Origin of the sequence: Paenibacillus sp. FSL A5-0031 (assembly GCF_001956295.1) — a bacterium.
GTDB lineage: Bacteria > Bacillota > Bacilli > Paenibacillales > Paenibacillaceae > Pristimantibacillus.
Map to the genome: position 1 here is coordinate 1 of NZ_MRTD01000038.1, position 23,483 is coordinate 23,483.

Sequence of the window (23,483 nt, forward strand, 5' to 3'; positions counted from 1 at the left end):
CTTCAGCGCCGATGGTACTTAGACCGCAGGGTCTTGGGAGAGTAGGACGTCGCCAAGCACGAGAGACCTATCGCATGTGATGCGGTAGGTTTTTTTGTCGTTTATGCGGTATGATAGGGTTATATCAAATTTGGAGGTGCTTCGAATTGGAAACGCGTATCGTTATTAAGCATACCGGTGTAGAACAATTTGACGAGACTATGGCTTTATCTCAATTTGCATTTCAATATGAACGTTCTGCTGCAGAACTAGAACAAACGAAAGAGCAGTATGAGAGTGAGCCTACTGTAAGGTACGGAGCGTATGTCGATAATCAGTTGGCTGCGCAAGCTGCAGTGCTAAAGCTGCAAACCTATATCGGAGGCAAGGTTTTTGATATGGGAGGTATTGCAGGTGTTGCGACATGGCCAGAATTCAGGAGGCAGGGGCTAGTTGCTCAAATACTGATTCAATCGCTAATAGAGATGAAGGAGAACGGTCAAACGGTTTCTTTTCTTCATCCTTTTTCATTCAGCTTTTATCGTAAATTTGGATGGGAAACCTACACTGAACTTAAAACATATACGATTAAGACGGACATGCTTCCAGCTAGAATAGCATACGAGGGTAGATTTGAGCGCATTACAGGAAACTATGGTTTGCTGAACGATGTCTATCAAGCCTATGCATCTCAATTTAATGGCTCATTGGTGCGTGACGAATTCTGGTGGAATTATCGGATTAACAGAAGAAAACCAGGACAGACTGCACTTTATTACGATAAGAGCGGAGCCGCACAAGGCTACGTCATTTATGAAGTTAAAAATAGCCGGTTAACGGTTCATGAGTTCGTTCATTTAAATGAGCCTGCAAGAGCTGCGATATGGTCATTTCTAGCACAACATGATTCAATGATCGAAGAGCTGACGATTAAAATGCCATCTAACGATCGCCTTCCCTACTTGCTGAGCAATCCGAGAATAAAACAGGAAATCACACCTTATTTTATGGCTCGAATTGTGGATGCGGAAGCTTTTGTTAGCCAATATGATTTTAAGGCAGCAGATCATGCCGATGACATTCATATTCAACTAATCGACGCTCAAGCTCCATGGAATAATGGTCATTTTTCACTTCATATCGATGCATCTGGGAAAGCATCACTTCGTCGTAAGGACGATAGTGAAAAAATAGATGAGGCAATTAAACTGGATATTGGTTCCTTTACGAGTGTACTATTTGGGTATATTCAGTTAGAGCAATTAGCCCAATTCGCACGCATAGAAGGAGATATAGGATTGGTTAAACGCTTACAATCTCGTATTCCCGAACGAACTACGTATTTACCTGACTTTTTCTAAAGAAATAGCATGTTTTGAGACTTCCAAATCGAGTATAAAACAGGATGAACAAAGGTATTCATCAGCCTTGACAGCCTATACCCCCTCTGCTAATATTGCTAATAATATATGTGAGACGTACTTAAAATAAGGGAGGAACATACTCGTGTGGGAAACGAAATTCGCCAAAGAAGGGCTAACGTTTGACGACGTCCTGCTTATTCCGCGCAAATCAGAAGTGCTGCCTAGGGAAGTTGACATCTCGATTCGATTAAGCGAGGACATTAAGCTAAACATTCCGCTCATTAGCGCTGGTATGGACACCGTTACAGAAGCCGCATTGGCGATTGCAATTGCGCGTGAGGGTGGTATCGGCATTATCCATAAGAACATGTCGATTACACAGCAAGCGGAGGAAGTTGACCGTGTAAAACGTTCGGAGAGCGGTGTAATTACAAATCCGTTTTCGCTTACGCCTGATCACCATGTTTACGACGCAGAAGAATTGATGGGTAAATACCGCATCTCAGGCGTACCGATTGTTGATCAAGATAAGAAGCTTGTAGGTATTTTGACCAACCGTGATTTGCGTTTCGTACATGATTATTCAATTAAGATAAATGAAGTTATGACTCGTAACAACCTTGTAACGGCACCTGTTGGCACAACGCTGCAGGAAGCGGAGGGCCTTCTTCAAAAGCACAAGATTGAGAAGCTGCCGCTGATTGATGAGTCCAATACACTTAAAGGTCTTATTACGATTAAAGATATTGAGAAAGCAATCCAATTCCCTAATGCGGCGAAGGATAAGCATGGTCGCTTGCTTTGCGGAGCAGCGGTTGGTATTTCGAAGGATACAATGGATCGTGCAGAAGCATTGGTTCAATCAGGAATTGATGTTCTTGTTGTAGACTCGGCACATGGTCACCACATTAATATTTTGGATGCAGTTCGTAAGCTTCGTGCTACTTACCCAGACCTTACTATTATTGCAGGAAACGTTGCTACTGGCGATGCTACTCGTGATCTTATCGAAGCAGGCGCTTCCGTAGTTAAAGTAGGGATTGGTCCTGGATCGATCTGTACAACTCGCGTTATCGCTGGTATCGGTGTTCCACAAATTACTGCAATTTATGATTGCGCGTCAGTTGCTCGTGAATACAATATTCCGGTTATTGCAGACGGCGGTATTAAGTACTCAGGTGACATTACGAAAGCAATCGCATCTGGAGCAAGCGCGATTATGATCGGAAGCTTGTTCGCAGGTACAGCTGAAAGTCCTGGCGAAACTGAAATTTTCCAAGGACGCAGCTTTAAAGTATACCGTGGTATGGGCTCGCTTGGCGCTATGAAGGAAGGAAGCAAGGATCGTTACTTCCAAGAGAACGAGAACAAGCTTGTTCCGGAAGGTATCGAAGGTCGCGTTCCTTACAAAGGGCCGCTTGCTGACACTGTTCATCAATTGCTCGGCGGCTTGCGTTCAGGTATGGGCTATTGCGGTACAGCTTCTCTGGACGAGCTTAAGAACGATACACAATTCGTTCGTATTACAGGTTCTGGTCTTCGTGAAAGCCATCCGCATGATGTGCAAATTACGAAGGAAGCTCCTAACTACTCCTTATAGGCTATACTTTCTAGATACGATAATAACAGACAAGGAAAGGCGACTGAGTCGCTGGCCCTTGTCTGTTTTTTTTTATGAAGGATTACTCATTGTTCTGTAACCTGTTTGTGGTTTAATTGTTAGGCTTCGATATGTTACAATTAACAACGGACAAACCAAGTGGGAAAAGGGGAGACGACGTTGAAGGAAATGGTAAGGCCGGTTCGAATAAAGACGGTCATCGCTGCAAGTTTGGCGGTTTGGATGGTAATGCTGTCGCTTGGTTCTGCGGTAGCAATGGCGAATGGATATCAAGGAAGAGAAAGTACGAAAAACGACTTAGGTTTACAAGTGAAAGCTGCAATTCTAATTGATGCGGATTCAGGACAAGTTTTGTATGAAGTTAATTCAGAGGAGCCGCTCCCTGCAGCAAGTATGACGAAGTTAATGACGGAATATATCGTTCTTGAGGAAATTACGAATGAACGCCTGTCCTGGGATGAGGTTATTACCACTAGTGCGGAAGCGGCCTCAACGCCATCGGATGGATCATCTGTATTTTTAGCTCAAGGAGATCAACATACGGTTAGAGATTTGTACAAAGCAATGGCAGTTGGTTCTGCGAATGATGCAACGATTGCATTAGCATCGCAAATAGCTGGAAGTGAGCAAGGGTTTGTTAAGAAGATGAATGAGGTAGCTGCGGAGTTGGGTCTTAAAACAGCTTTTTTTACAAGTGCGACTGGTCTATCGGAGACAACTATTATTTCTGCGACGGACATGGCAAAGCTAGCACAAATTATTTTGAGCAAGCACCCTGAATTTTTGGATTATTCTAAGCTACAGGAATATAAATTCCGTGAACGCGACAAGGATCCAATCATTAACATTAACTGGATGCTCGGCACCAACGTGAATCAAAAGGGCCTTAAGCACTTAGCTTATGAAGGCGTTGACGGCATGAAAACTGGCTTCATTAATGCAGCTGGCTACAACTTCACGGGTACTGTAAAAAGAGGCGAGCAGCGTTTTATTAGCGTCGTTATGGATACTGCTACAAAGTCTGCTCGTTTCAATGAAACGGCTAAGATGTACAACTACGGTTTCAGCACTTTTGAGAAAAAGACGGTGCTTGCGCCAAAATCTGTGGTAGAAACAGCGAAAACGGTTAAGATTAAAAAGGGTAAAAAGAAAACCTTGCCGATCGTAACGGAAAAAGATATTACGTTTATGGTTAAGAAGGGCGTAGAGCCTAAAATCGAGGTTGTATCCAGCGATGTGAAGTCAGAAGCTGAGCTGGTAGCTCCGATTCCAGCAGGTACGGTTGTAGGTACAGTAACTTACAAGTACACGGATGCCGAAACGAAACAAGAGCTCAAAAAAACGGTTAACCTCGTTACAACGGAGGATGGAACGAAAGCAGGCTGGTTCCGCTTGATGTTCCGTGGAATTGGAGATTTTTTCTCAGGTTTATTTAATGGAATCGTCAATTTGTTCTAATCCGAGTAGAAAACAGGGGAATAAAGCAAATCAAGGCTTGTCGATTATTCTTGCATCCTGTAAAATCAATGGTTAGAACAACTGCGGTAATATACAAATTAATGGATGAAAATAGGAGGATTTTAGCATGGAAACAGGTACATCGCGCGTAAAACGCGGCATGGCAGAAATGCAAAAAGGCGGCGTCATTATGGACGTTATGAGCGCCGAGCAAGCGAAAGTGGCAGAAGCAGCAGGAGCAACAGCGGTAATGGCGCTTGAGCGCGTCCCTTCCGAAATTCGTGCAGCAGGCGGAGTAGCTCGTATGGCTGATCCGACAATTGTAGAAGAAGTAATGAAAGTTGTATCGATTCCAGTTATGGCAAAGGCTCGTATCGGGCATTATGTAGAAGCAAAAGTGCTCGAATCCATGGGCGTTGACTATATCGATGAGAGTGAAGTACTTACTCCAGCAGATGAAGTATTCCACATCAGCAAGCATGAGTTTACAATTCCATTCGTATGCGGAGCAAAAGATCTTGGAGAAGCTTTGCGCCGTATTCAAGAGGGAGCAGCAATGCTTCGTACGAAGGGTGAGCCGGGAACAGGCAATATCGTAGAGGCTGTTCGTCACCTTCGCTTGATCAATGGACAAATTCGTAAAATTCAAGGTTTGTCGAAGGACGAGCTTTATCATGAAGCTAAGGTTCTTGGCGTAGCTTACGACTTGCTTCTTAACGTACATGAAACGGGTAAGCTTCCAGTCGTTAACTTCGCAGCAGGCGGAGTAGCTACACCATCCGATGCAGCATTGATGATGCATCTTGGAGCAGACGGCGTATTCGTAGGTTCTGGTATTTTCACATCAGAAAACCCAGAGAAATTCGCTCGTGCAATCGTTGAAGCAACGACACATTACCAAGATTACAAGCTAATTGCTGAAGTGTCGAAAAACTTGGGAGCAGCTATGAAGGGAATCGAAATTTCCAAGCTTAACTCCTCCGAGCGTATGCAAGACCGCGGTATCTAATAGTTGTAATATGCAGGTGCCGGCTTAGCGCGAATAGTGCTGCCGGCTCTTGCCCGTAAAGGAAGGCGAGTAGAGCGATGAAGATAGGCGTACTAGCGCTTCAAGGCGCAGTGGCAGAGCATATACGAAGCTTAGAAGCGGCGGGCGCAGAGGCGGTCGCCGTTAAGCGAGTTGAGCAGCTTGAAGAGCTGCAAGGGCTTGTTATTCCAGGCGGCGAAAGCACGACGATCGGCAAGCTGATGCGCAATTATGGTTTTATGGAAGCTATTAAGGATTTTTCTGCACAAGGCAAGCCATTGTTCGGTACTTGCGCAGGTCTTATTGTTTTGGCTGATGAAATAGAAGGCCAAGAGGATGCGCATTTGCGTCTTATGGATATGACCGTTGCAAGAAATGCATTCGGGCGTCAACAAGAAAGTTTTGAGACGGATTTGGATGTCAAAGGCATTGACGAACCGGTACGCGCTGTATTTATCCGAGCTCCATTGATCAAAAAAGTTGGAGCAGGCGTAGACGTATTGTCTACATACCGAGATGAAATTGTAACAGCAAGACAGGGACATCTTCTAGCTGTATCGTATCATCCGGAGCTAACGGACGATTATAGGCTGCATGCATACTTCGTTGATATGGTGAAGGAAGCAGCTGCTGGCAAGGAATAAACTTTTACAATAATAAAATTACTCCCTTCAGAGAGGGGCTTTTGGATCGTGCTGGATGTAAAATTGTTAAGAAATGAATTTGAGAAGGTTGAGCAAGCGCTGCTTGATCGCGGAGCTTCCCTTGATCTTATTGCTAATTTTCCTGCGCTCGACACTAGGCGCCGTGATCTTATTCAAGAGACCGAGCAGCTGAAGAGCAGACGCAATACGGTTTCGCAGGATGTAGCTAAACTCAAACGTACAGGCGGCGACGCAGAATCGCTTATCCTTGAGATGAGAGAGGTTGGCGACCGCATTAAAGAGCTTGACGATGAACTTCGTGAGCTGGATGTACAAGTGATTGAGCTGACTCAAGCGATTCCTAACATTCCTAGCGATAGCGTGCCAGTCGGCAAGTCGGAGGAAGATAATGTAGAGCTGCGCAAAAATGGCGAGGTTCCAACCTTTGATTTTGAGCCCAAGCCACATTGGGAGCTTGCGCAATCACTCGGCATATTGGATTTCGAGCGTGCAGCGAAGGTAACGGGATCACGTTTCACGTTCTATCGCGGCCTTGGAGCTCGTCTTGAGCGTGCGCTTATCAGCTTTATGATGGATCTTCACAGCGATAAGCACGGTTATGAGGAAGTCTTGCCTCCATATATCGTTAATCGTGACAGCTTGATCGGTACGGGTCAGCTTCCGAAGTTTGAAGAGGATTTATTCAAAATTTCGGATTCGGATTATTTCCTTATTCCGACTGCAGAGGTACCAGTTACGAACCTGCACCGCGAAGAGATTTTGCCGATTGAAGAGCTTCCGAAATATTTTGTAGCTTACAGCTCGTGCTTCCGTTCAGAAGCAGGTTCTGCTGGGCGCGATACACGTGGTTTGATTCGTCAGCATCAGTTCAACAAGGTTGAATTGATCAAATTGACGAAACCGGAGGATTCATACGAAGAGCTGGAGAAAATGACCGCTAACGCGGAGAAGGTTTTGCAGCTACTAGGACTTCCTTACCGTGTTCTAACGCTTTGTACGGGAGATATGGGCTTCACAGCGGCTAAAACATATGACCTTGAAGTGTGGCTGCCAAGCGCAGGCACGTATCGTGAAATTTCGTCCTGCTCAAATGTAGAGGATTTCCAAGCTCGCCGTGCGGGTATTCGTTTCCGCAGAGATACGAAGAGCAAGCCGGAATTCGTTCATACTCTTAATGGTTCGGGACTTGCTGTAGGTCGTACTTTTGCGGCAATCATCGAGAACTTCCAGCAAGCGGACGGCTCTGTGACGATTCCAGAAGTACTGCGTCCGTATATGGGCGGCATTAGTTCGATCGATTCAACAAAGCTTTAAAATTTTTTTTGCCACATGGTCAAAATATACTTGCATTTTTATTTTGACCTGTGGTATTATATTTCTTGTGACAAATGAACGATGGAGAGATACCGAAGCGGTCATAACGGGGCAGTCTTGAAAACTGTTAGGGCGCAAGCCCACGTGGGTTCGAGTCCCACTCTCTCCTCCATATTTTTTTAAAATGTACATGACAAGCCCAGACGCTAAGCGTTTGGGCTTTTTTTTCATTCTATCCCCTCGTATAAAATAATGCCGCACTTCGCATGTTATACGATGTGGAGGTGCTTCATTTAATGGGTAAATCAGATGAACTGCAAATGAATCAAGAAAACTTGGCAGATGCTTGGCGTCAAACCTTGCCAGAGACGCTCAAAGACGCTGACCGCAGCAGAGTGCTGCCTGATGAGTCAGATTCCAAAGCGCTGCGCGTAACGATCGATACAGCTGGACATCAAATGTATTCGTTTGATTTTAAAGTTACTTATGTAGATAGCCGTGAAGTGAAGGTTGAGCTTATCGATGTGGAGAAAGACAAGGTATCCATCGATGAGCGTGGAGACATCATTCAAGAGCTGATACAAAATTACACTAGACATCTGCATGAATGTGCTCAAGCGCTGCAACGCTTGACGCATGCTTAGAGGAGAGAGCAGCTTATGACGAAGGCACAAGGAACGGCTGATAAAAACTTATCTAATGTGGTAGAGGCTTTGGAGGTTGAGGCGGTTAACAGTCATCAGGCTCAGCAATTGCAGCAGGATAAGAACGATCGAAGCAATCAGGATGACATAAACCATGATCATCCAACAGATTTAGAACATCAAAAAGATTAACGCTTCCCTTGAAGCGGATGAGATCTAAATAGGAGGAATCCAAATGTCGAAGCCAGACAGCATTCCGGTGCCGGAAAGCAATCCGCAAAATAATCGGAAACGTAATGATGGAGGCGGGCAGCAAGAGCCGCTTTCTGGATCAAAGAAAACGAAGCAGCGTAATCATGTGGATCATCATAACCCGCAAGGATAGTTCAATATGCTGTTAAAAGCTAGGCCAAACGTCCCGTTTCAGTACGTTGAAACGGGATTTTTTGGATATAACTTCTAAATGAAGTTATTTTAGTATAGAATGGAGGTGCTCACAAAAAGATAGGGAGGAACATACTACATGAAGAATGTTCAAAAAATAGCGGTTCTTATGTTAGCCGTTATTTTAGTTGTCATTGCAGGCTGCAGCTCGGCAAAACCACCGAAGGAAGCTTTGCAGGCGGCTATGACGAAAATTAATGAAGCGGACTCATATGCAGTAAAAATGTCATTTGGCTTGGATGAGTTGGAAGTACCGCAAACGGCAACATTGGAAGGCAACGCAGCTGCTACAGCAGCAATCGTAGGGATGATTAAAGATGCAACCATTACAGTTGATGCTGTATATAAGAAAAAACCGATGCGTACCGATATGAATATGCAAATCGTAGTGCCAGGCGACATGGAAATGAAGTTAACGGTACCTATGATTATGACTGAGGAAGCGCTGTATGTGAAAATACCGCAAGTTCCGATGCTGCCATTGCCGGAGACGATTACAAGTAAGTTTATTAAAATTGATCTAAAGGAGCTTGCTGAGAAAGAAGGCACGGCTAAGCTGGATCTTGCTGCACAACAAAAGTTAGGCAAAGAGCTCGGAGAAGTAATGCTTAAGCATTTTGACGAGAAAACATACTTCAGCCAGCCAAAGGCTGAGGAAGCTGGCCTGCCTGCTGATATGAAAGCAGATCAAATCATCGCTTTTGAGATTAATGAAAGCAACTACCCAAAAACAGTAGAAACCATCGTAAACCAAGTGCTGCCTGAGGTGTTAAGTGTATTGCTTGCTAATGAAGCATCATTAAAGACTCTTCAGCTTGATAAGGCGGACATCGAGAAGATGAAGTCGGATCTTGAGACGAACAAAGCAGAGATTCTAACCACATTTAAAAATGATGTTAAAGTGAATACTCTGAAAGTAACGGGTGCTATCACAGATGGGTATCTTGCTTATCAATCGGGTAAGGTAAGCATTGAAGGCTCTGACAAAGAGAGCGGCCAGAAGATGAAGCTTGGCCTTCATTATGATGTTACTTACTCCGAGATTAATAAAGATGCGAAGTTCGAAGGTGAAATTCCGACGGATGCGATTACACTGGACGAACTGACACAGATGTTCCAACTGCCAGTTGGTCTGTAATAGAGTGAAAATGAAGCAGCTCCTGAGTGTCAGGAGCTGCTTTTTTAGTGAAGCGGGTGTTCTTACAAAGCGACAACCATCGATTTTTTTAGAAGCTCTTTCATCATTTGGGCAGCTTTTACTTTAACATTCAAGCAAGCGGAAATTTCAAGCTGATAATTGCCATTCAGCAGCTCCCTGCGCAGTTGTTCAGCTGTTTCGCAAATGTTATCTACATGATTAACAACGCTGCCGAATTGCAGAGGCTGATGTGAGTCGCTTCCTGCAATGACCTTTAAGCCAAGTTGATCAGCGAATTGTCGAACCTGATCAGTCATGCCGAAACCATATTGGAATAAATCTTTTGCATTTATATCAAGCGCATCGAGGCGTCTGAGTGTGTCAGCATCATGGTGAGTGAGCGGCGTGCTTTCTCTCATGGGATGAGCACCAATTCGAAGCAAGGGATAGCCGTCGGTACGGTTCATCAGCTCTTCTAAAGCGATAAAGCTATCTTTTGCGGTATGGGGCTCAAGCTGCTGCCTCAGATCACGAATGTGGCTGCGGTTTCCAATGATTAGAATATGGCCTTTATTCGCTACATCAACCTCCATGCCAGAAAAAACCTTCAAGCCCTCCACGACATAATAATCACCTTTGTATTCAAAATGATGATCCAGCTGATCCATCATATCGGCAAAGTGAAGTGTGTTAAAATGCTCGGTCAACGCCACCGCGTGCAGACCGTTTTCTTTGGCTTCGCGAGCCATGGAAAGGAAGTAGTCGAGTGAGAAATGTGTTTTCTTTGACAGCTTGCCATGTGTATGCAAATCGATGCTCATCATTAGTGTGTTATCTCCATTCAGTTATGTAGTTTTAAAACGATATGAATTGTCCGAAAGCAATCAGCCCGATCATATAGAAAAGGGAGCAGCTTAAGAAAATAAAATCATGCGGTCGAACCTGCATATGGGCAAGCTTAAGCTTCTTCGTCTCAGGGCTGACAAGCGAATAGGTAAAGCCGCGCACCTCTAATGCTTCGACCGTCGTTCTCGTTCGCTTAGCTGTATTCAAAATGAGCGGATAAAAGGCATAAACGCTAATCTTCGCCATGTATATAATTGAACGCCAGTGAAGAAAACCCTTATTGCGGGGAGCGCGGCCGCGCAATCGGAATGAGTGAATAAGGCTATGGTACTCCTCAATTAGAATCGGAAGCATCCTATAGCCGTAGGACACACCAAAGCTGAATTGTCCAGGCATCCCCATACTAAGCAGGGCGTCACTCAGCTTCTCGGGATCCATGCTGGAGAACACGGCAATGCTGGCCAGCGAGATGATTAATATTTTTAACGTTAAGGTCAATAACGGCCATACGCCCGCTAGACTCCCTCCGAAGAAGATGGAGCCGAAAAAAATATAACTAATCTCACTTACCAGGCCGACGCCCATAATAAGTAGAACAAGTGGACTAACCTTTGAAGATAAAGTAAGGACAAGCATTGGAATAAGCAAGCCAAGCAGAATGGCTTTATTATGAAAGAACCAAGGCGCTATGGCGAAAAAAGAATACCAAATCAGGAGGATACGCGGATCAAAGCGCGACAGAAAGGTCGATTGTCTGCCGAAAGCGGTACGCATCAGCTCAATTTTAATTTGTTCTACGCTCAGCTTGTCGAGCATGCTTTGTTTAATTGCTTCCAACCGTAATCTCCTCCTGCTCAAATGGGTTTGACGGATTTATATTTCTGATGAGCCGTGCGGTGAATTCATTGACAGATAGGCAAGGCGGCTCGAAACCCAGTCTTTGACTAAGCAAAGCGATTTGCGGCGCAATGAGACCTGCTTGTTTGAGAATGGCAACATGGCTGAATAACGAGCGTTCATCTGTATCGAGTGCGACGCAGCCATCGTGCATAACGATAACGCGATTTGCCCATTCGGCAACCAGTTGCATATCATGTGTCGCTATGATGGTCGATTTTACATGATCTTGCAGCTGCGCCAGCATTTCAGTCATTTCACGGCGGCTTGCAGCATCAAGGCTGGCTGTCGGTTCATCCAACAGCATGACAGTGGGACGCATGGCGAGTCCGATCGCTAATGTCGCTCTGCGCTGCTGTCCGCCGCTGAGCAGTCTTCCATCTCGATCCTGCAGGGCGGTTAACCGCAGCCTCTCCAGAATTTCATCAACAAAAGGGTGATAATCAGCAATTCCTCGGGCTTTTAGAAAATATTCAACATCCTTGCGGACGGAATCTTCAATAAACATCTCCTCTGGATTCTGATAAATATAGGAGACGAAATCAGACAGCAGTTCAGGTGAAGATTGCTTCGTAATATGCCCGCATACAGTTAAGAGTCCTTCCGTAGGGCGCCGAATACCCGAAAGGAGCTTGAGAAGCGTTGATTTGCCAGCGCCATTATTGCCGACAAGAGCAATACGATCGCCTTCATAAAAGCTGATGCTCATGTTCCGAATGACGGGATGCATCGTTCTTGCAATGGTTTTGTAGCTATAGGAGACATTTGCAAACGTAATAAGGGGCTGCTTAATAAGTTCATTATTAGAAATAGGCTTATCCGTTGGGACATCTGAAAGCGTGATTGACGATTTAAGCATCTTCTCAAAATAAGGGGCTGCTTCATCGATGGTGATTGGGTATGGTGATGAATCCTCACTTTTTGCTTTTCCGGAAGCAGCCTCTAGTGTACAAACAGCAAGCGTAACCTGCGGCGGTAATATATGCAGTTCAGCAAGCTCATCAACCGCAGATAATGCCTCATGAACAGGCTTCACCCAGCGTATTGTGCCGCTATCCATAAGTACGACCCTATTGCAATAGTCTGCAATAAACTCGGTATGGTGTTCAATGACGATGATTGTTTTGCCATGCTTTTCATTCAGCAGCTTAAGTTTGTCGTAGATGAGCCTAGCATGAAAGGGATCTAGCTGCGCCACGGGCTCATCGATAATAATAATTTCTGGATCGAGGGATAAAGCGCCAGCAAGCGCCGTAAGATGCTTTTGTCCGCCGCTTAGCTGCCAAATCCACTGATCCTTCAAATGATCAATGCCAAGCATGGACAAAGCTCGAAGCCCGCGTTCACGGTAATCGCTGAAGCCATAATTGAGTGGAGCAAAGCAGGCTTCATCATAGACGGTCGGCCGAACGAGCTGGTTCTCAAAATCCTGAAACACGTAAGCGACCTTGCGTGACAAGGAGGATACCGTTTCCTCGGCAGCTATTAGCCCTGCAACTTCAATGGAGCCGTCTAAATCGCCGACATAATAGTTTGGAATAAGGCCGTTTAAACATTTGCAAAGCGTTGACTTGCCACTGCCATTCGTACCTGCTATAGCGATAAACTCGCCGGGTTGAACAGTAAGCTGAATGTTGTGGAGCGCCATGTTTTCCGCTCCTGGATACTGAAATTGAATGTCCTGCAGTTTAATGATGGGAGCCGCCTGCTGCGGCCCCTGCTGGTTGGCTTGGAAGGATGAAGGTCTCAAAGCTTAACATCCTCCGTCGTGCGTGCAGATTTGGATTTGGCACGAAATGCTGCGATGAGTGTCAGTATGAGCACTAATGCGGCTGCAGCAGCACTAATCCAGATAAATCCACTGCCATATTGCTCGATAAATTCTGGCTCCCATACAGCAAAGTTAATATCAGACTCGGACAAAAATTCTGCAACGATCCCGATAAAAACAAATATAATAGCGGTAATGAGCAGCCGCGGCGTTATTAGCTGTCCGAAGGATATAGAAACTCTGCTGTCGCGTGGTTTTATGCCGAGAAGCGGTTCGATTTTTCCATATAGACGCGGTACGAGAAATAAAGTAGGCAGCAGGGAGAAAAAGATGCCGGTTATGAGCATAGCGTTAAGGAAACCTACGCCTTCGATAAGCAATATGCTTTCGGGAATGCCTGGAACAGCTTCAAGCTCTTCAATCCCAAACCAAACCTTGCTGATGTCGACAATCGCCCCAAGCATCTGGTCAATACCTACTGCAACGAACGAAGCGAGTGCGAGCTGTTTACGATTTCGTGGATCGCTAACGAGCAGGCCAGCTATGTACATGGCAATCGTAAATTCTATGAATTTTTCCAATTCTCCGAGTCCGCCGAATTGTCCAAGCAGCAGTTCCCCGAATATAACCTCGCCGAAGGATGCGCCAAGTGCAGCATACAGTGGATTAAATAGAATACAGAGCGTTAATGGGATAAAAGCGAAATATTCGACCTTCAGCTCAATCGGACCAAGCTTTAGCTCAGGAATGAGCTCGGAGAACATGTTGGAAATACCGTACAAGGACATCGATAAAATGAATACCATAAGCTTCTGCGATTGCGTTAGCTCATAACGGCGCTTAGGCGCTGTAACCATTGTGATTCCTCCTAATTTGTTTTTGAGGCGGAATGCGTCTCGAATGCCTCGATTCAAAACGAATTCTTCTACAATATAAAGATCGAATGTTATCAGATCATCAACAAATTATTTCGATTACGTAAAATAAATTTCATAAAAATAAATATGAATTAAAATTATCATTTTTAATCAAAAGGTGATATACTCCGTTTAGATAATAAGCTGCGATGTTGGTATAGGCAGGAGGAAATAAAGATGACGGTTTTTCATTTGGATATGGACTTGGATAATATGTCAAAAAGCCACCAATCCATTGCGAATTACGTGGTGGGTGCACTGCAGCAGATTCCTTATTGTACAGAGGAAGATATTGCGGTGGCTGTAGGTGTCAGTACGGCTACGGTATCGCGGTTTTGGCGGACGATTGGGTTTGCTAATTTGAAGGCTTTTAAGAAAACGCTGCTGCAAAGCGAGCATGCGACGCCTGCCCATAAGATGAAGAAAATATTGAATAAGGTAGATCATGAAGAGGCTGATATTGTAAGTGAAATGTTGGAGATTGCAGCAGCTAACGTAGAGGTTACTTCAAAGCGTGTAGACCGTGAACAGTTTCATCAAGCGGTGGAGGCCATTCATAAGGCTAGAAAAGTGTATGTATTTGGAACGGGAGCAGCAGCCAGCTTGATCGAGCTCATCCGATTTCGTCTGAATCGGATAAATGTGCAAATCGAAGGTATGGCGGGGAGTGGCAGCGAGCTGCTTGAAACGCTTGTTCATGTTGATTCCAGCGATGTGCTGCTTATGTTCGGCTTTGTCAGGCGCTCACCTGAATTAACGGTGCTGCTTGAGCATGCCAAAGAGGCAGGCTACACTACAATACTGATTACGGATTTGCTCGTATCCGATATGCTGGAGCAGAGCGATTTCGTGCTGCAGGTTGATCGGGGGGAACTGGAGGGCTTTCATTCGATGGCAGCGCCAGTTGCGCTTCTTGATGCACTGTCAGTAGCCGTTACAAAGCGGCGCGGGCAGCAGGCGTTTGACCAATTGGACCGCTTGCATGTGATGAGGAAAAAATATAGCTCGCAGCTTCCTAAATAATAGAACCGCCGGAACGATTTGCGTCCCGGCGGTTCTATGTTTTATTTGAAGAAACGAATGGTTAGTGGGTAGCGATAGCCATTGCCCTCTGAAGCACGCATAGACCCGATGATGGTAAATGCAATCCAGAAAATAAACAAAAGCGGTGTAGTAATAAATCCGATGAGAACAAAAATGAGCAAACCGGAAATAATGGAATAAATCATATTGCTGATCTGAAAATTGAGTGATTCCTTGCCATGCATATCCACATAGCTGGATTGATCCTTCTTCAGAAGCCAAATGATGAGTGGTCCAAGAATGTTGCCGAGCGGAATAACTACACCGCTAAAAGCAAGCAGATGGCAAAGCATGCCGTACGTTTTTTCTTCCTTATGAAGCCCGAAAGATTGATTCATTGTGTATTGCCTCCCTTAAATTGAAAACCGCCGATTAATGTGACTTATGTACTTATACGTTAAAGCAGCGATAAGATATGCATAAATATATCACCGATTAGCTATTATGGGAATCCATTCCTAAAATGATGTTGTAATCGGTGGTGGTCAACTATATACTAATACATAGATAATCGATGCATAGGAATGCGATACATAAACAGGAGGGCGTTATGAAAATTAATAAGGAGCTTATGAAAGGCAGTACCGTTATTCTTATTTTGACACTGCTTGACCGTAAGGAAATGTATGGCTATGAAATGACCAAAGAAATTGAAAAAAGCTCGAGCGGTGTGTTTACTTTTAAAGAAGGGACGCTTTATCCGATCTTACATACACTTGAGGTGGAGCAGCTGGTTGAGGCGTACTGGAATGAAGAAGGCAGCCGCAAACGGAAATATTATCGCATCACAGCGCGTGGAAGAGGGCAGCTAGAGGAGAAGAAGCAGGAGTGGACGTTGTTTCGGACGACGGTAGACCGCGTAATCGGGGAGGGCCATGCATGAATAACAAGCCTGTTCAGTATGAGTCGATTCAGGAATACTTAGTACAGATTTGCAGACATGTAAAAGCAAGAGATGTACATCGTGACATCAAGGTTGAAATGCAGAACCATCTGGACGAGCTGGTGGAGGATAAGCTAAACGAAGGGTTATCAGAGGATGAGGCGGTTCGTGCTGCTCTCGTCCAAATGGGTGATCCTGATCAGATCGGCAAGCAGCTTCATGCAGCACATAAGCCGGTTATGGAATGGGGATTAGCCGCACTTGTCGCAATAATGGTGGGTATTGGACTGCTTGCTATGTATGCAATGGAATTCGCTTATAGTGATCTAAATGTTTATAGCGGGTTTCAATTTTTTCTTAAGAAGGCTGTATTTACAGCGATAGGCATTGTACTTATCATAGGTATTTATTTTTTGGACTATCGAAAATGGGAAAAGTATTCGTGGTACATTTATAGCGGTACGATTTTTCTAATGGTAGTCTGCCTTTTTTATGCAGTCGAAGTCAATGGTTCGAAAAGTTGGCTCACAATCGGGTCTTTTACCTTTGATGTATACGGCACTTCTCCTTATTTATTTATGATTGCTTTTGCAGGGACGCTGCTTGCTAAGCGTAAGGAGAAGCAGGGACTATTCAGAAATTTACTTTACTTCGGAAAAATGGCGCTTTTATATGCGATCGTGCCCGCTATACTGTATTACAAAGCAAACTCCAATCTTAATTTTATTATATATTTATTTGGACTGACGGTATTAATGCTGTTTGTTGCAAAAACGTATAGGCTGTTTTTAACCATTGTGAGTTCAATCATAGCTGCAGGAGCGGTGTTTATTATAAAAATAAATGATCCAGTTCGCTATAGATCCATATGGGAACGATACACCGCATTTCTAAATCCTACTGCTTCCCCTGATGATAAAAACTATTATCTTCAGAAATCCTTGGAATCTATTCAATTGGGAGGGATGTGGGGACAAGGATTTGGCGTTGAGAACCGAATGTTTCGCTATATTTATAGTGAAATGGTCTTTACTTATTTGATCTATAGTCTTGGTTTGGTTTTTGGTATTGCTATAGTGCTGCTAGCCTTATTACTGATTGTTAAAGTGATTGGCATGGCAATAACGCTCAAGGATATATATGCTAGAGGTTTGGTCGTTGGCTCATTTTCAATTATTGGTTTTCATTTCGTCTGGAACATTCTGATGTCGTTTGGGCTACTGCCTATAAATAGCATGACGATGCCATTCATATCGTATGGAGGTACAACAGCCATTATCGAATTAATGGTCATGGGATTGCTGCTAAGTGTCAATCGGAGAAAAAATATGATCAGCTTACTAAATCGCGAGCCATCAAGATAAAAAAAGGGCTATCCTATTGTAGAATATCTACAGTAGGTTAGCCCTTTTGATTAGAAGCTGCCTGGAGCGGGTGGACGGGTAGGGTAATTTTGCTGATTGTTTTTGGAAACGCCAATGAATAGGAATAGGGCTGTAGTAAGATGCATGATCATGCCGAGAATAGGTATCCATGCTAATACAGATGTAATGATCCCCAAAATGCTGCCTACGACTGGCTTATTATGCTGCGAGCAAAGAACAAGCGTTACGATATGAAGAATGAGCGTTGCAAATAATAGCGTGTATCCAGATAACATGACTAAGGTGCCACCCAGCAAGGGGATTCCTAAGATACCTTCAATAATAGCAGTGACTAGTAAAAGTGTACCTGCAGCTTTCATTTTATTTTCCTCCTATATTTAAATTATTCTATGGGGCAGTTTTTGTTTTCTGTTTATCCTTGTACGCAGCAAAAGCGATCCCGGTTACATGCTTTCAAGCAAAAAGGCATCTATCCATAGGAGAGCAGCTAGTTTTCAAAGAAAACAGCCCTGCCGAACGGTACGGCAAGGCTTATATCATTATACTATGCTTATTTCAGAAATTTGCCGATAATTCCACCAAGCCCACTGTTGCTGTCATGCCCTCCTTGGCTGCCGCCAAAGGTGTTGTTGAATGCGCTGCTCTGCGTTTGAGGTTGGTAACGGTTGTCATCCATACCGAATTTCACGCCGCTCTCACGTTCAAATGGCTGTATAATAACAACCTGATTAGGGTCACTGAATTCGTACATATAAGATTCCCCGGAGGTTTGGCCAATAAGCGTTTTCCAGTTGACATCGATCTTCACACTTGGGGAAGGACCTGTCCAAGCAACGATGGCATCAGGATCTACACGGCATGGGCCTTGCAAAACCAATGGATTGCCTTTGGTCTTTACGGCAACCTGTGCTCCCTGTCCGTTGTAAGTAAGTTTGGATGTAAACAAGCCGCGCTGGGAGAGAACACCCGTTCCAATGATAGTAACGCCATAATGACAAGTATCTGTAAATGCGAGCAGATCCTCACTCTCAACACTTACGCTTTGCCATGGTCCGCCTTGCTCTAAATTAATGATTGTAACATGAGAGTTCTCATCCGCGAGATATACGATGCCTTGTCCTTCGACTTCCATAATCTCTAAGTTTTCTCCCGTTACTTTACGCATACCATGGTTGATCACTTGTCCGATAACATTTCCGGAATTCGTTCCTAACAACCGCTTAGAATATTTGAATTTCTTGTTATAGGCTTGATCAGCAACCATCGATCCTTTTTTGGCAAAAAACTGGCCTTGTCCTTCTGCTTTTAAAAATAATTCCCGTTCGACCTGGAATTGAAACGGCATGCGGGGTAACCTCCATATAATATATAAAATAAAATTATAGCTGCTTCATTAACAAGTAAGCTGTTACATTGCCCCGTAATGCGCACATATGCCTGCTAGATCAAGCGACAAGCCTGTTCCAACAGCATTGAATTTCCATTCATTGCCGTGGCGATATACTTCGCCAGCTAGGATGGAGATTGAGGTGGAGTAGTCCTCGGATAGATCAAATCGGCAGATCTCGGCTCCGTTTGCTTGGTTCACGACACGGATATATGCATTGGAAACTTGTCCAAAGTTTTGGTTTTTACGAATAGCTTCATCAATTGTAACGGTAAATACGATTTTTTGGATATCCAAAGCTACTCTGGATAATTGAATTTCAACCGTCTCATCATCACCGCTGCCTTGCCCGTCACGGTTATCACCCTTATAGCGTGTTGATCCATCGGGACTTACGAGATTGTTGTAGAAAACGATATGACTAGTGGAAGAAACCGTGTTTGTCTGATTCAGCATAAACACCTCTGCATCTAGGTCATAGCTCTGGCCTTGCAGGTTATTTGTATCCCATCCAAGTCCGATTTTCAGTAAATCAAGCCCTGCATTATTTTTGGTCAAATCCAGCTTCTGTCCTTTGGTAAGGATAAGCCCACCATTAGGACTGGCCTGAGGAGCGGGAGCTGCGCCAAAAGCGTTATTTATTCCGCCCTGAATACCCCCTTGTTGGATACCGCCTTGCTGAATACCGCCCTGTTGAATGCCGCCTTGGCCTCCAAGAATGTTGGATGGTCTTCCTGGCGGATTTAAATTAATTCCCATATGAACTGCCTCCTCAATGCATAATAAAAAGCTGTTTTTTCGACAATGATTTTGGTTAAAACTGTATGTTTTGTAGAACGATATGAAACTATTTGTAGTATAGCAGATTGGAATGGAAGATTATAGCGTAGTATGACGAAATTGAGTAGAGAAAAGAGCCTCACTTCAATAGTGAGACTTTTTAAGAAGCTTTAAGAGGATCATCTGTTTTTTTGATCATTGAGGGATGCTTACTTAGTGAAAATCTCAGCACTATAGATAGAAATACACTTATTTATCTCATTACGTATGTATGCATGCGAATAGGCAATCTGGTCTTCAAAACCGCGGCAATTATAGCAATAGCTGATCTGTTCAGCCGTGTCTTTATACATGCACAGAGTAATGCTTTTCTGAAGGAGCTGCTGTGTATTTGTTGTTAAATCTGTTTTCATTTTTGCAATCATAATGTCTGCTGCCCTAGTAAAAAGAGATCGTAAAGTTCGCGCTTTTCTCTCAAGCTCGCGTCTATTTCGTTCAACAATAACGAGAGCTAGTGGAAGGATAATCGCTTTGTGAAGAAGCTGTATCTCATCGTGAGCAGGTGGATGGTACAGGTATGAATTGTTTACTTTGGACAACGGCATGGCCATTTGTAAATCACCTCATGCACATTATATGCGAACAAACGTTCTGTAGTCAATGTATCCTGACCAGTTGTCTTATAAAAATTATTCGACACTAGTCTAATTGGTGCGGTGTAGATGAAAACAAAAAAAAAGCTTATTGCTGGCATTAGCAATAAGCTTTATATATTCGTAAAAGAAATGGCGCGCCCGAGAGGGCTCGAACCTCCCACCTAACGTTTAGGAAACGTTTGCTCTATCCGGATGAGCTACGGACGCGCAGCAACATTGATTATAGCATGGGTGCTTTAGGTGAAGCAAGATTAACCATTTCAGTGTAAGACTATTGTATTTTTTTGTCGAATAACTGCGCTTTTATTGTGGAAACAAGAGGATAAAAAGCTTGTAAAGGCGAATAGAGGTAAGGATAACGAGTTTGCTCGGCTGGAGGATTGTTCGAATGCTTGAATTCCAAAATGAACCGCAACCGATTCGATTGGATTTATCGCCTGAACAAATGCTTAAGGTGATTTTTGAATATACAGCTAAAATAGCGAATGAAAAGAAGCTGGATGCTGTCCTGATCTTAATGGCCAATATGGGCAGAGAGATGGTCGTTGCAGATCGGTGCACCGTCTGGTTGATTGATGCTGCTCGCAATGAGCTTTTTACAGCGGTAGCTCACGGAGCTTGCGAGATACGGATTCCTTACGGCAGCGGGCTGGTAGGAAGTGCTATAAGCACGGGACAATCTATTTTTATAGATGACGCCTATGAGGATCCAAGGCACAATCCGGATAACGACTTAAAGACTGGTTATCGGACGAAATCGATTATGACGATCCCTTTTCACAATAATCAAGGAGAAGTAATCGGTGCCTATCAAGCCATTAACAAATTAACAGAGAAGCAGATATTCTCGGTGAAAGATATGGAATACTTATCGCTTGCTGCCTCTTACTCAGGCAAGTCGCTTGAGTCCATCATGCTGTATGAGGAAATAATAGAGACGCAAAAAGAGATTATTTTGGCGATGGGAAAAATCGGTGAAGGTCGCTCGCAAGAAACGGGCAATCATGTAAAACGGGTTGCTCAATATTCGTATGTTTTGGCAAAAGGACTAGGCATGAATGATTCTGAAGCAGACATGCTGCGCAGCGCGTCACCAATGCATGATATCGGCAAAGTAGCCATACCGGATGCGGTGTTGAAAAAACCAGGGAAGCTAACGGCAGAAGAGTATGAGCAGATTAAAGAGCACGCCATTATCGGTTACCGATTATTGCACAATTCCAAGAGACCGCTTCTGCAAGCTGCGGCGATCGTGGCTTGGCAGCATCATGAAAAGTGGGACGGTACCGGATATCCGCAAGGCCTTAAGGGTGAGGCTATTCATATATATGGGCGAATTACTGCGCTAGCAGATGTATTTGATGCTTTAAGCAGCGCAAGAATGTACAAAGAGGCTTGGGGGATGGATCGCATTTTGGGATTGATCAAAGAAGAACGGGGGCGGCATTTTGACCCTCAGGTGGTAGATGCTTTTTTTGAACAGCTGCCGCTTCTTTTGGAAATAAGAGATTGTGATGCTGATTGGCTGGAGAAGGAGTAGAAGCTGCTTGCAGACCTTGTTGGGGTGAACCCAATGAGGTCTTTTTTGTGTTTAAATTCAGTGTCGTCCAAGCCTTTATTTAACAAATATAAGGGGTTTGCTTGTACTTTACTTGAAAGGCTAGGTATTTACCGTGTTCGAAAACCATTTTGGTCATAGACTGATTTAGCTATTATTAACACTTTATAAGCTAGAGCGGATTACAAGCTAAATAGCGGAGGGTGATAAAACGTCTATGAACAAAAGGCTTCAAGGGCAGAAACTTAATGAAGCGATTTACAAACTGGAATCAGCGAGAAATTTAATTAAAACGAACCACTTAAACCACGCTAAGCAGCAAATACATGAAGCAGTCGCTTCGATGGGCAGTATTGTTCATAAAAAACGGAAGAAAAATGCAAAATCTGATCTTAATGGAGGTGTATAGAGTTGGCGCATAAACGGTCGAAATGCTTAAGAAAACTAAACTTAGCGATTGTTGAGCTGCGGAAGGCCAGAAGGCTTACACGTAGAGATAAAATTAGAAGAGCTAAAGTTGATGTGAAGGACTCTATCATAATCCTCAATAGTGCTTTGAGATGCCTAGGCGGCCATTCTTCTAAACCGAGTAAAAGAGTGAAAAGGTGCGTAAGGGGTCCAAGAGGGTATAGAGGGCCGAAGGGAGATAGAGGACCTCGAGGTTGGAGGGGGCATAGAGGTTTTCGTGGAGCGGATGGAGATACAGGCGCAAAAGGAGCAACCGGGGCAACGGGAGCTGCGGGCAGTCCTGGGGCAGCAGGTGCAGTTGGGTCAACAGGTGCCACGGGAGCTACTGGAACTACAGGAGCCACAGGCACAGGCTTAAATGGTATTGTTGCGTTTAATCCACTCGCAGCACCTGGCTATCAATCAGGCCAAGTAGTTACGTTTAATGGGAGCACGTATGTTGCAAATACGTCTTCTCCAGTAGGAACACCCGGCATTTCGCCAGACTATACGCTGCTTGCAGCAAGCGGAGTAACCGGTGCTACTGGTGCTACAGGAGCGGGAGTAGCAGGTGCAACTGGTCCGACAGGTGCCACGGGAGTAGGTCTAGACGGCGTCGTGACTTTTGATCCACTCGCAGCGCCAGGCTATCCAGTAGGTCAGGTCGTAACGTTTGATGGAGGCACGTATGTGGTAAATACGGCGCCGCCAACAGGCACACCGGGTACTTCGCCGGATTATACGCTTCTTGCAGCGAGTGGTGCTACAGGCGCGACGGGTGCAACAGGCGCGGGAGTAACAGGGGCAACAGGAACAACGGGATCTACTGGTGCAACAGGAGTTGGTCTAGGCGGAGCAGTAGTATTTAATCCACTCGCAGCACCGGGCTATCCTCTTGGTCAAGTCGTGACGTTTAACGGCAGCACTTATATCGTGAATACAGTTCCGCCAACAGGCACACCGGGAACTTCACCGGATTATACACTGCTTGCGGCGAGTGGTGCTACAGGTGCAACTGGCGCGACTGGAGCTGGAGCAACGGGTGCAACGGGAACTACCGGTGCGACAGGAGTCGGTCTAGGCGGAGCAGTAGTATTTGATCCACTCGCAGCACCGGGCTATCCGCTTGGTCAAGTTGTGACGTTTAACGGCAGCACTTATATCGTGAATACAGTTCCGCCAACAGGCACACCGGGAACTTCACCGGATTATACACTTC

25 protein-coding genes and 2 tRNA genes are annotated in these 23,483 nt (G+C 44.5%); 17 read left to right on the forward strand and 10 right to left on the reverse strand.

Features of this window, described 5'->3' with window-relative positions; genetic code table 11:
• Positions 1-146: 146 nt before the first annotated feature.
• The 11 genes from BK120_RS33260 to BK120_RS33305 all read left to right on the forward strand — a co-directional run bounded on the left by BK120_RS33260 (position 147) and on the right by BK120_RS33305 (position 9,654).
• Positions 147-1,340, forward strand: coding sequence for a GNAT family N-acetyltransferase (locus BK120_RS33260; protein ID WP_179089951.1), 1,194 nt, complete (start codon positions 147-149; stop codon positions 1,338-1,340).
• Positions 1,341-1,485: 145 nt separating this feature from the next.
• A complete protein-coding gene (guaB, locus tag BK120_RS33265; RefSeq protein ID WP_076271758.1) occupies positions 1,486-2,943 on the forward strand; it encodes an IMP dehydrogenase in 1,458 nt (485 codons plus the stop codon).
• 189 nt (positions 2,944-3,132) lie between these two features.
• Positions 3,133-4,422, forward strand: coding sequence for a D-alanyl-D-alanine carboxypeptidase family protein (locus tag BK120_RS33270; RefSeq protein WP_076271775.1), 1,290 nt, complete (start codon positions 3,133-3,135; stop codon positions 4,420-4,422).
• Between the two features lie 127 nt (positions 4,423-4,549).
• Positions 4,550-5,431 carry a pyridoxal 5'-phosphate synthase lyase subunit PdxS gene (gene pdxS, locus BK120_RS33275; RefSeq protein ID WP_076271759.1) on the forward strand — a complete coding sequence of 294 codons (882 nt, stop codon included), beginning with the start codon at positions 4,550-4,552 and terminating at the stop codon, positions 5,429-5,431.
• A gap of 77 nt (positions 5,432-5,508) precedes the next feature.
• On the forward strand, positions 5,509-6,093 hold the full coding sequence (gene pdxT / locus BK120_RS33280; RefSeq protein ID WP_076271760.1) for a pyridoxal 5'-phosphate synthase glutaminase subunit PdxT: 585 nt from the start codon (positions 5,509-5,511) through the stop codon (positions 6,091-6,093).
• A 48-nt stretch (positions 6,094-6,141) separates the two neighbouring features.
• Positions 6,142-7,428, forward strand: a complete 1,287-nt coding sequence (gene serS / locus BK120_RS33285; protein ID WP_076271761.1) for a serine--tRNA ligase — start codon at positions 6,142-6,144, stop codon at positions 7,426-7,428.
• A gap of 83 nt (positions 7,429-7,511) precedes the next feature.
• A tRNA-Ser gene (locus BK120_RS33290) sits at positions 7,512-7,600 on the forward strand.
• Positions 7,601-7,724: 124 nt separating this feature from the next.
• Positions 7,725-8,072 (forward strand): hypothetical protein, encoded by a 348-nt coding sequence (locus tag BK120_RS33295; RefSeq protein WP_083682741.1) that lies wholly within the window; start codon positions 7,725-7,727, stop codon positions 8,070-8,072.
• Positions 8,073-8,087: 15 nt separating this feature from the next.
• Positions 8,088-8,264, forward strand: coding sequence for a hypothetical protein (locus BK120_RS35650; protein WP_179089952.1), 177 nt, complete (start codon positions 8,088-8,090; stop codon positions 8,262-8,264).
• A gap of 43 nt (positions 8,265-8,307) precedes the next feature.
• On the forward strand, positions 8,308-8,457 hold the full coding sequence (locus BK120_RS33300; RefSeq protein WP_076271763.1) for a small acid-soluble spore protein P: 150 nt from the start codon (positions 8,308-8,310) through the stop codon (positions 8,455-8,457).
• 138 nt (positions 8,458-8,595) lie between these two features.
• Entirely contained in the window at positions 8,596-9,654 is a 1,059-nt protein-coding gene (locus BK120_RS33305) for a DUF302 domain-containing protein (protein ID WP_076271764.1), read from the forward strand.
• Positions 9,655-9,716: 62 nt separating this feature from the next.
• Here BK120_RS33305 and BK120_RS33310 read toward each other — a convergent pair whose 3' ends face one another.
• Genes BK120_RS33310 through BK120_RS33330 form a run of 4 tightly spaced genes read right to left on the reverse strand, consistent with a single transcriptional unit; the run spans position 9,717 to position 14,025 of the window.
• Positions 9,717-10,478: a PHP-associated domain-containing protein gene (locus BK120_RS33310; protein ID WP_256711103.1), complete on the reverse strand. Its 762-nt coding sequence runs from the start codon at positions 10,476-10,478 to the stop codon at positions 9,717-9,719.
• Between the two features lie 31 nt (positions 10,479-10,509).
• Complete coding sequence (locus BK120_RS33315; RefSeq protein WP_256711104.1) at positions 10,510-11,337, reverse strand: energy-coupling factor transporter transmembrane component T family protein; 828 nt, start codon at positions 11,335-11,337, stop codon at positions 10,510-10,512.
• Positions 11,324-13,147, reverse strand: coding sequence for an ABC transporter ATP-binding protein (locus tag BK120_RS34750; RefSeq protein WP_256711105.1), 1,824 nt, complete (start codon positions 13,145-13,147; stop codon positions 11,324-11,326). The genes BK120_RS33315 and BK120_RS34750 overlap by 14 nt, the downstream gene beginning before the upstream one ends.
• Positions 13,144-14,025: a DUF8171 family membrane protein gene (locus BK120_RS33330; protein ID WP_076271765.1), complete on the reverse strand. Its 882-nt coding sequence runs from the start codon at positions 14,023-14,025 to the stop codon at positions 13,144-13,146. Before BK120_RS33330 ends, BK120_RS34750 begins: the two co-directional genes overlap by 4 nt.
• A gap of 237 nt (positions 14,026-14,262) precedes the next feature.
• Here BK120_RS33330 and BK120_RS33335 point away from each other — a divergent pair, with 237 nt between their 5' ends.
• A complete protein-coding gene (locus BK120_RS33335) occupies positions 14,263-15,108 on the forward strand; it encodes a MurR/RpiR family transcriptional regulator (protein WP_076271766.1) in 846 nt (281 codons plus the stop codon).
• A 41-nt stretch (positions 15,109-15,149) separates the two neighbouring features.
• On the opposite strand, the gene BK120_RS33340 is transcribed toward BK120_RS33335, so the two are convergent.
• On the reverse strand, positions 15,150-15,506 hold the full coding sequence (locus BK120_RS33340; protein ID WP_076271767.1) for a DUF4870 domain-containing protein: 357 nt from the start codon (positions 15,504-15,506) through the stop codon (positions 15,150-15,152).
• A 212-nt stretch (positions 15,507-15,718) separates the two neighbouring features.
• On the opposite strand from BK120_RS33340, the gene BK120_RS33345 reads away from it, so the two are divergent.
• Together BK120_RS33345 and BK120_RS33350 are read left to right on the forward strand one after the other, a co-directional pair.
• Entirely contained in the window at positions 15,719-16,051 is a 333-nt protein-coding gene (locus tag BK120_RS33345; RefSeq protein ID WP_076271768.1) for a PadR family transcriptional regulator, read from the forward strand.
• A complete protein-coding gene (locus BK120_RS33350; protein WP_076271769.1) occupies positions 16,048-17,415 on the forward strand; it encodes an FtsW/RodA/SpoVE family cell cycle protein in 1,368 nt (455 codons plus the stop codon). The genes BK120_RS33345 and BK120_RS33350 overlap by 4 nt, the downstream gene beginning before the upstream one ends.
• A gap of 50 nt (positions 17,416-17,465) precedes the next feature.
• Here BK120_RS33350 and BK120_RS33355 read toward each other — a convergent pair whose 3' ends face one another.
• From BK120_RS33355 to BK120_RS33375, 5 genes are all read right to left on the reverse strand, one after another.
• Positions 17,466-17,795, reverse strand: a complete 330-nt coding sequence (locus BK120_RS33355) for a hypothetical protein (protein ID WP_076271770.1) — start codon at positions 17,793-17,795, stop codon at positions 17,466-17,468.
• 191 nt (positions 17,796-17,986) lie between these two features.
• Complete coding sequence (locus BK120_RS33360; RefSeq protein WP_076271771.1) at positions 17,987-18,781, reverse strand: AIM24 family protein; 795 nt, start codon at positions 18,779-18,781, stop codon at positions 17,987-17,989.
• A gap of 63 nt (positions 18,782-18,844) precedes the next feature.
• Positions 18,845-19,408 (reverse strand): TerD family protein, encoded by a 564-nt coding sequence (locus tag BK120_RS33365; protein ID WP_256711106.1) that lies wholly within the window; start codon positions 19,406-19,408, stop codon positions 18,845-18,847.
• 404 nt (positions 19,409-19,812) lie between these two features.
• The gene (locus BK120_RS33370; RefSeq protein ID WP_076271772.1) at positions 19,813-20,214 is read right to left on the reverse strand and encodes a YhjD family protein; all 402 of its coding nucleotides are present in this window, start codon (positions 20,212-20,214) and stop codon (positions 19,813-19,815) included.
• Between the two features lie 175 nt (positions 20,215-20,389).
• Positions 20,390-20,466, reverse strand: a tRNA-Arg gene (locus BK120_RS33375).
• Positions 20,467-20,647: 181 nt separating this feature from the next.
• Here BK120_RS33375 and BK120_RS33380 point away from each other — a divergent pair.
• From BK120_RS33380 to BK120_RS36325, 3 genes are all read left to right on the forward strand, one after another.
• Positions 20,648-21,799, forward strand: a complete 1,152-nt coding sequence (locus tag BK120_RS33380; protein WP_076271773.1) for an HD domain-containing phosphohydrolase — start codon at positions 20,648-20,650, stop codon at positions 21,797-21,799.
• Between the two features lie 235 nt (positions 21,800-22,034).
• Positions 22,035-22,226, forward strand: a complete 192-nt coding sequence (locus BK120_RS33385; RefSeq protein WP_076271774.1) for a hypothetical protein — start codon at positions 22,035-22,037, stop codon at positions 22,224-22,226.
• Positions 22,227-22,228: 2 nt separating this feature from the next.
• Positions 22,229-23,483 (forward strand): collagen-like triple helix repeat-containing protein (locus tag BK120_RS36325; protein WP_218639612.1); only part of this gene is annotated, 1,255 nt, incomplete at its 3' end.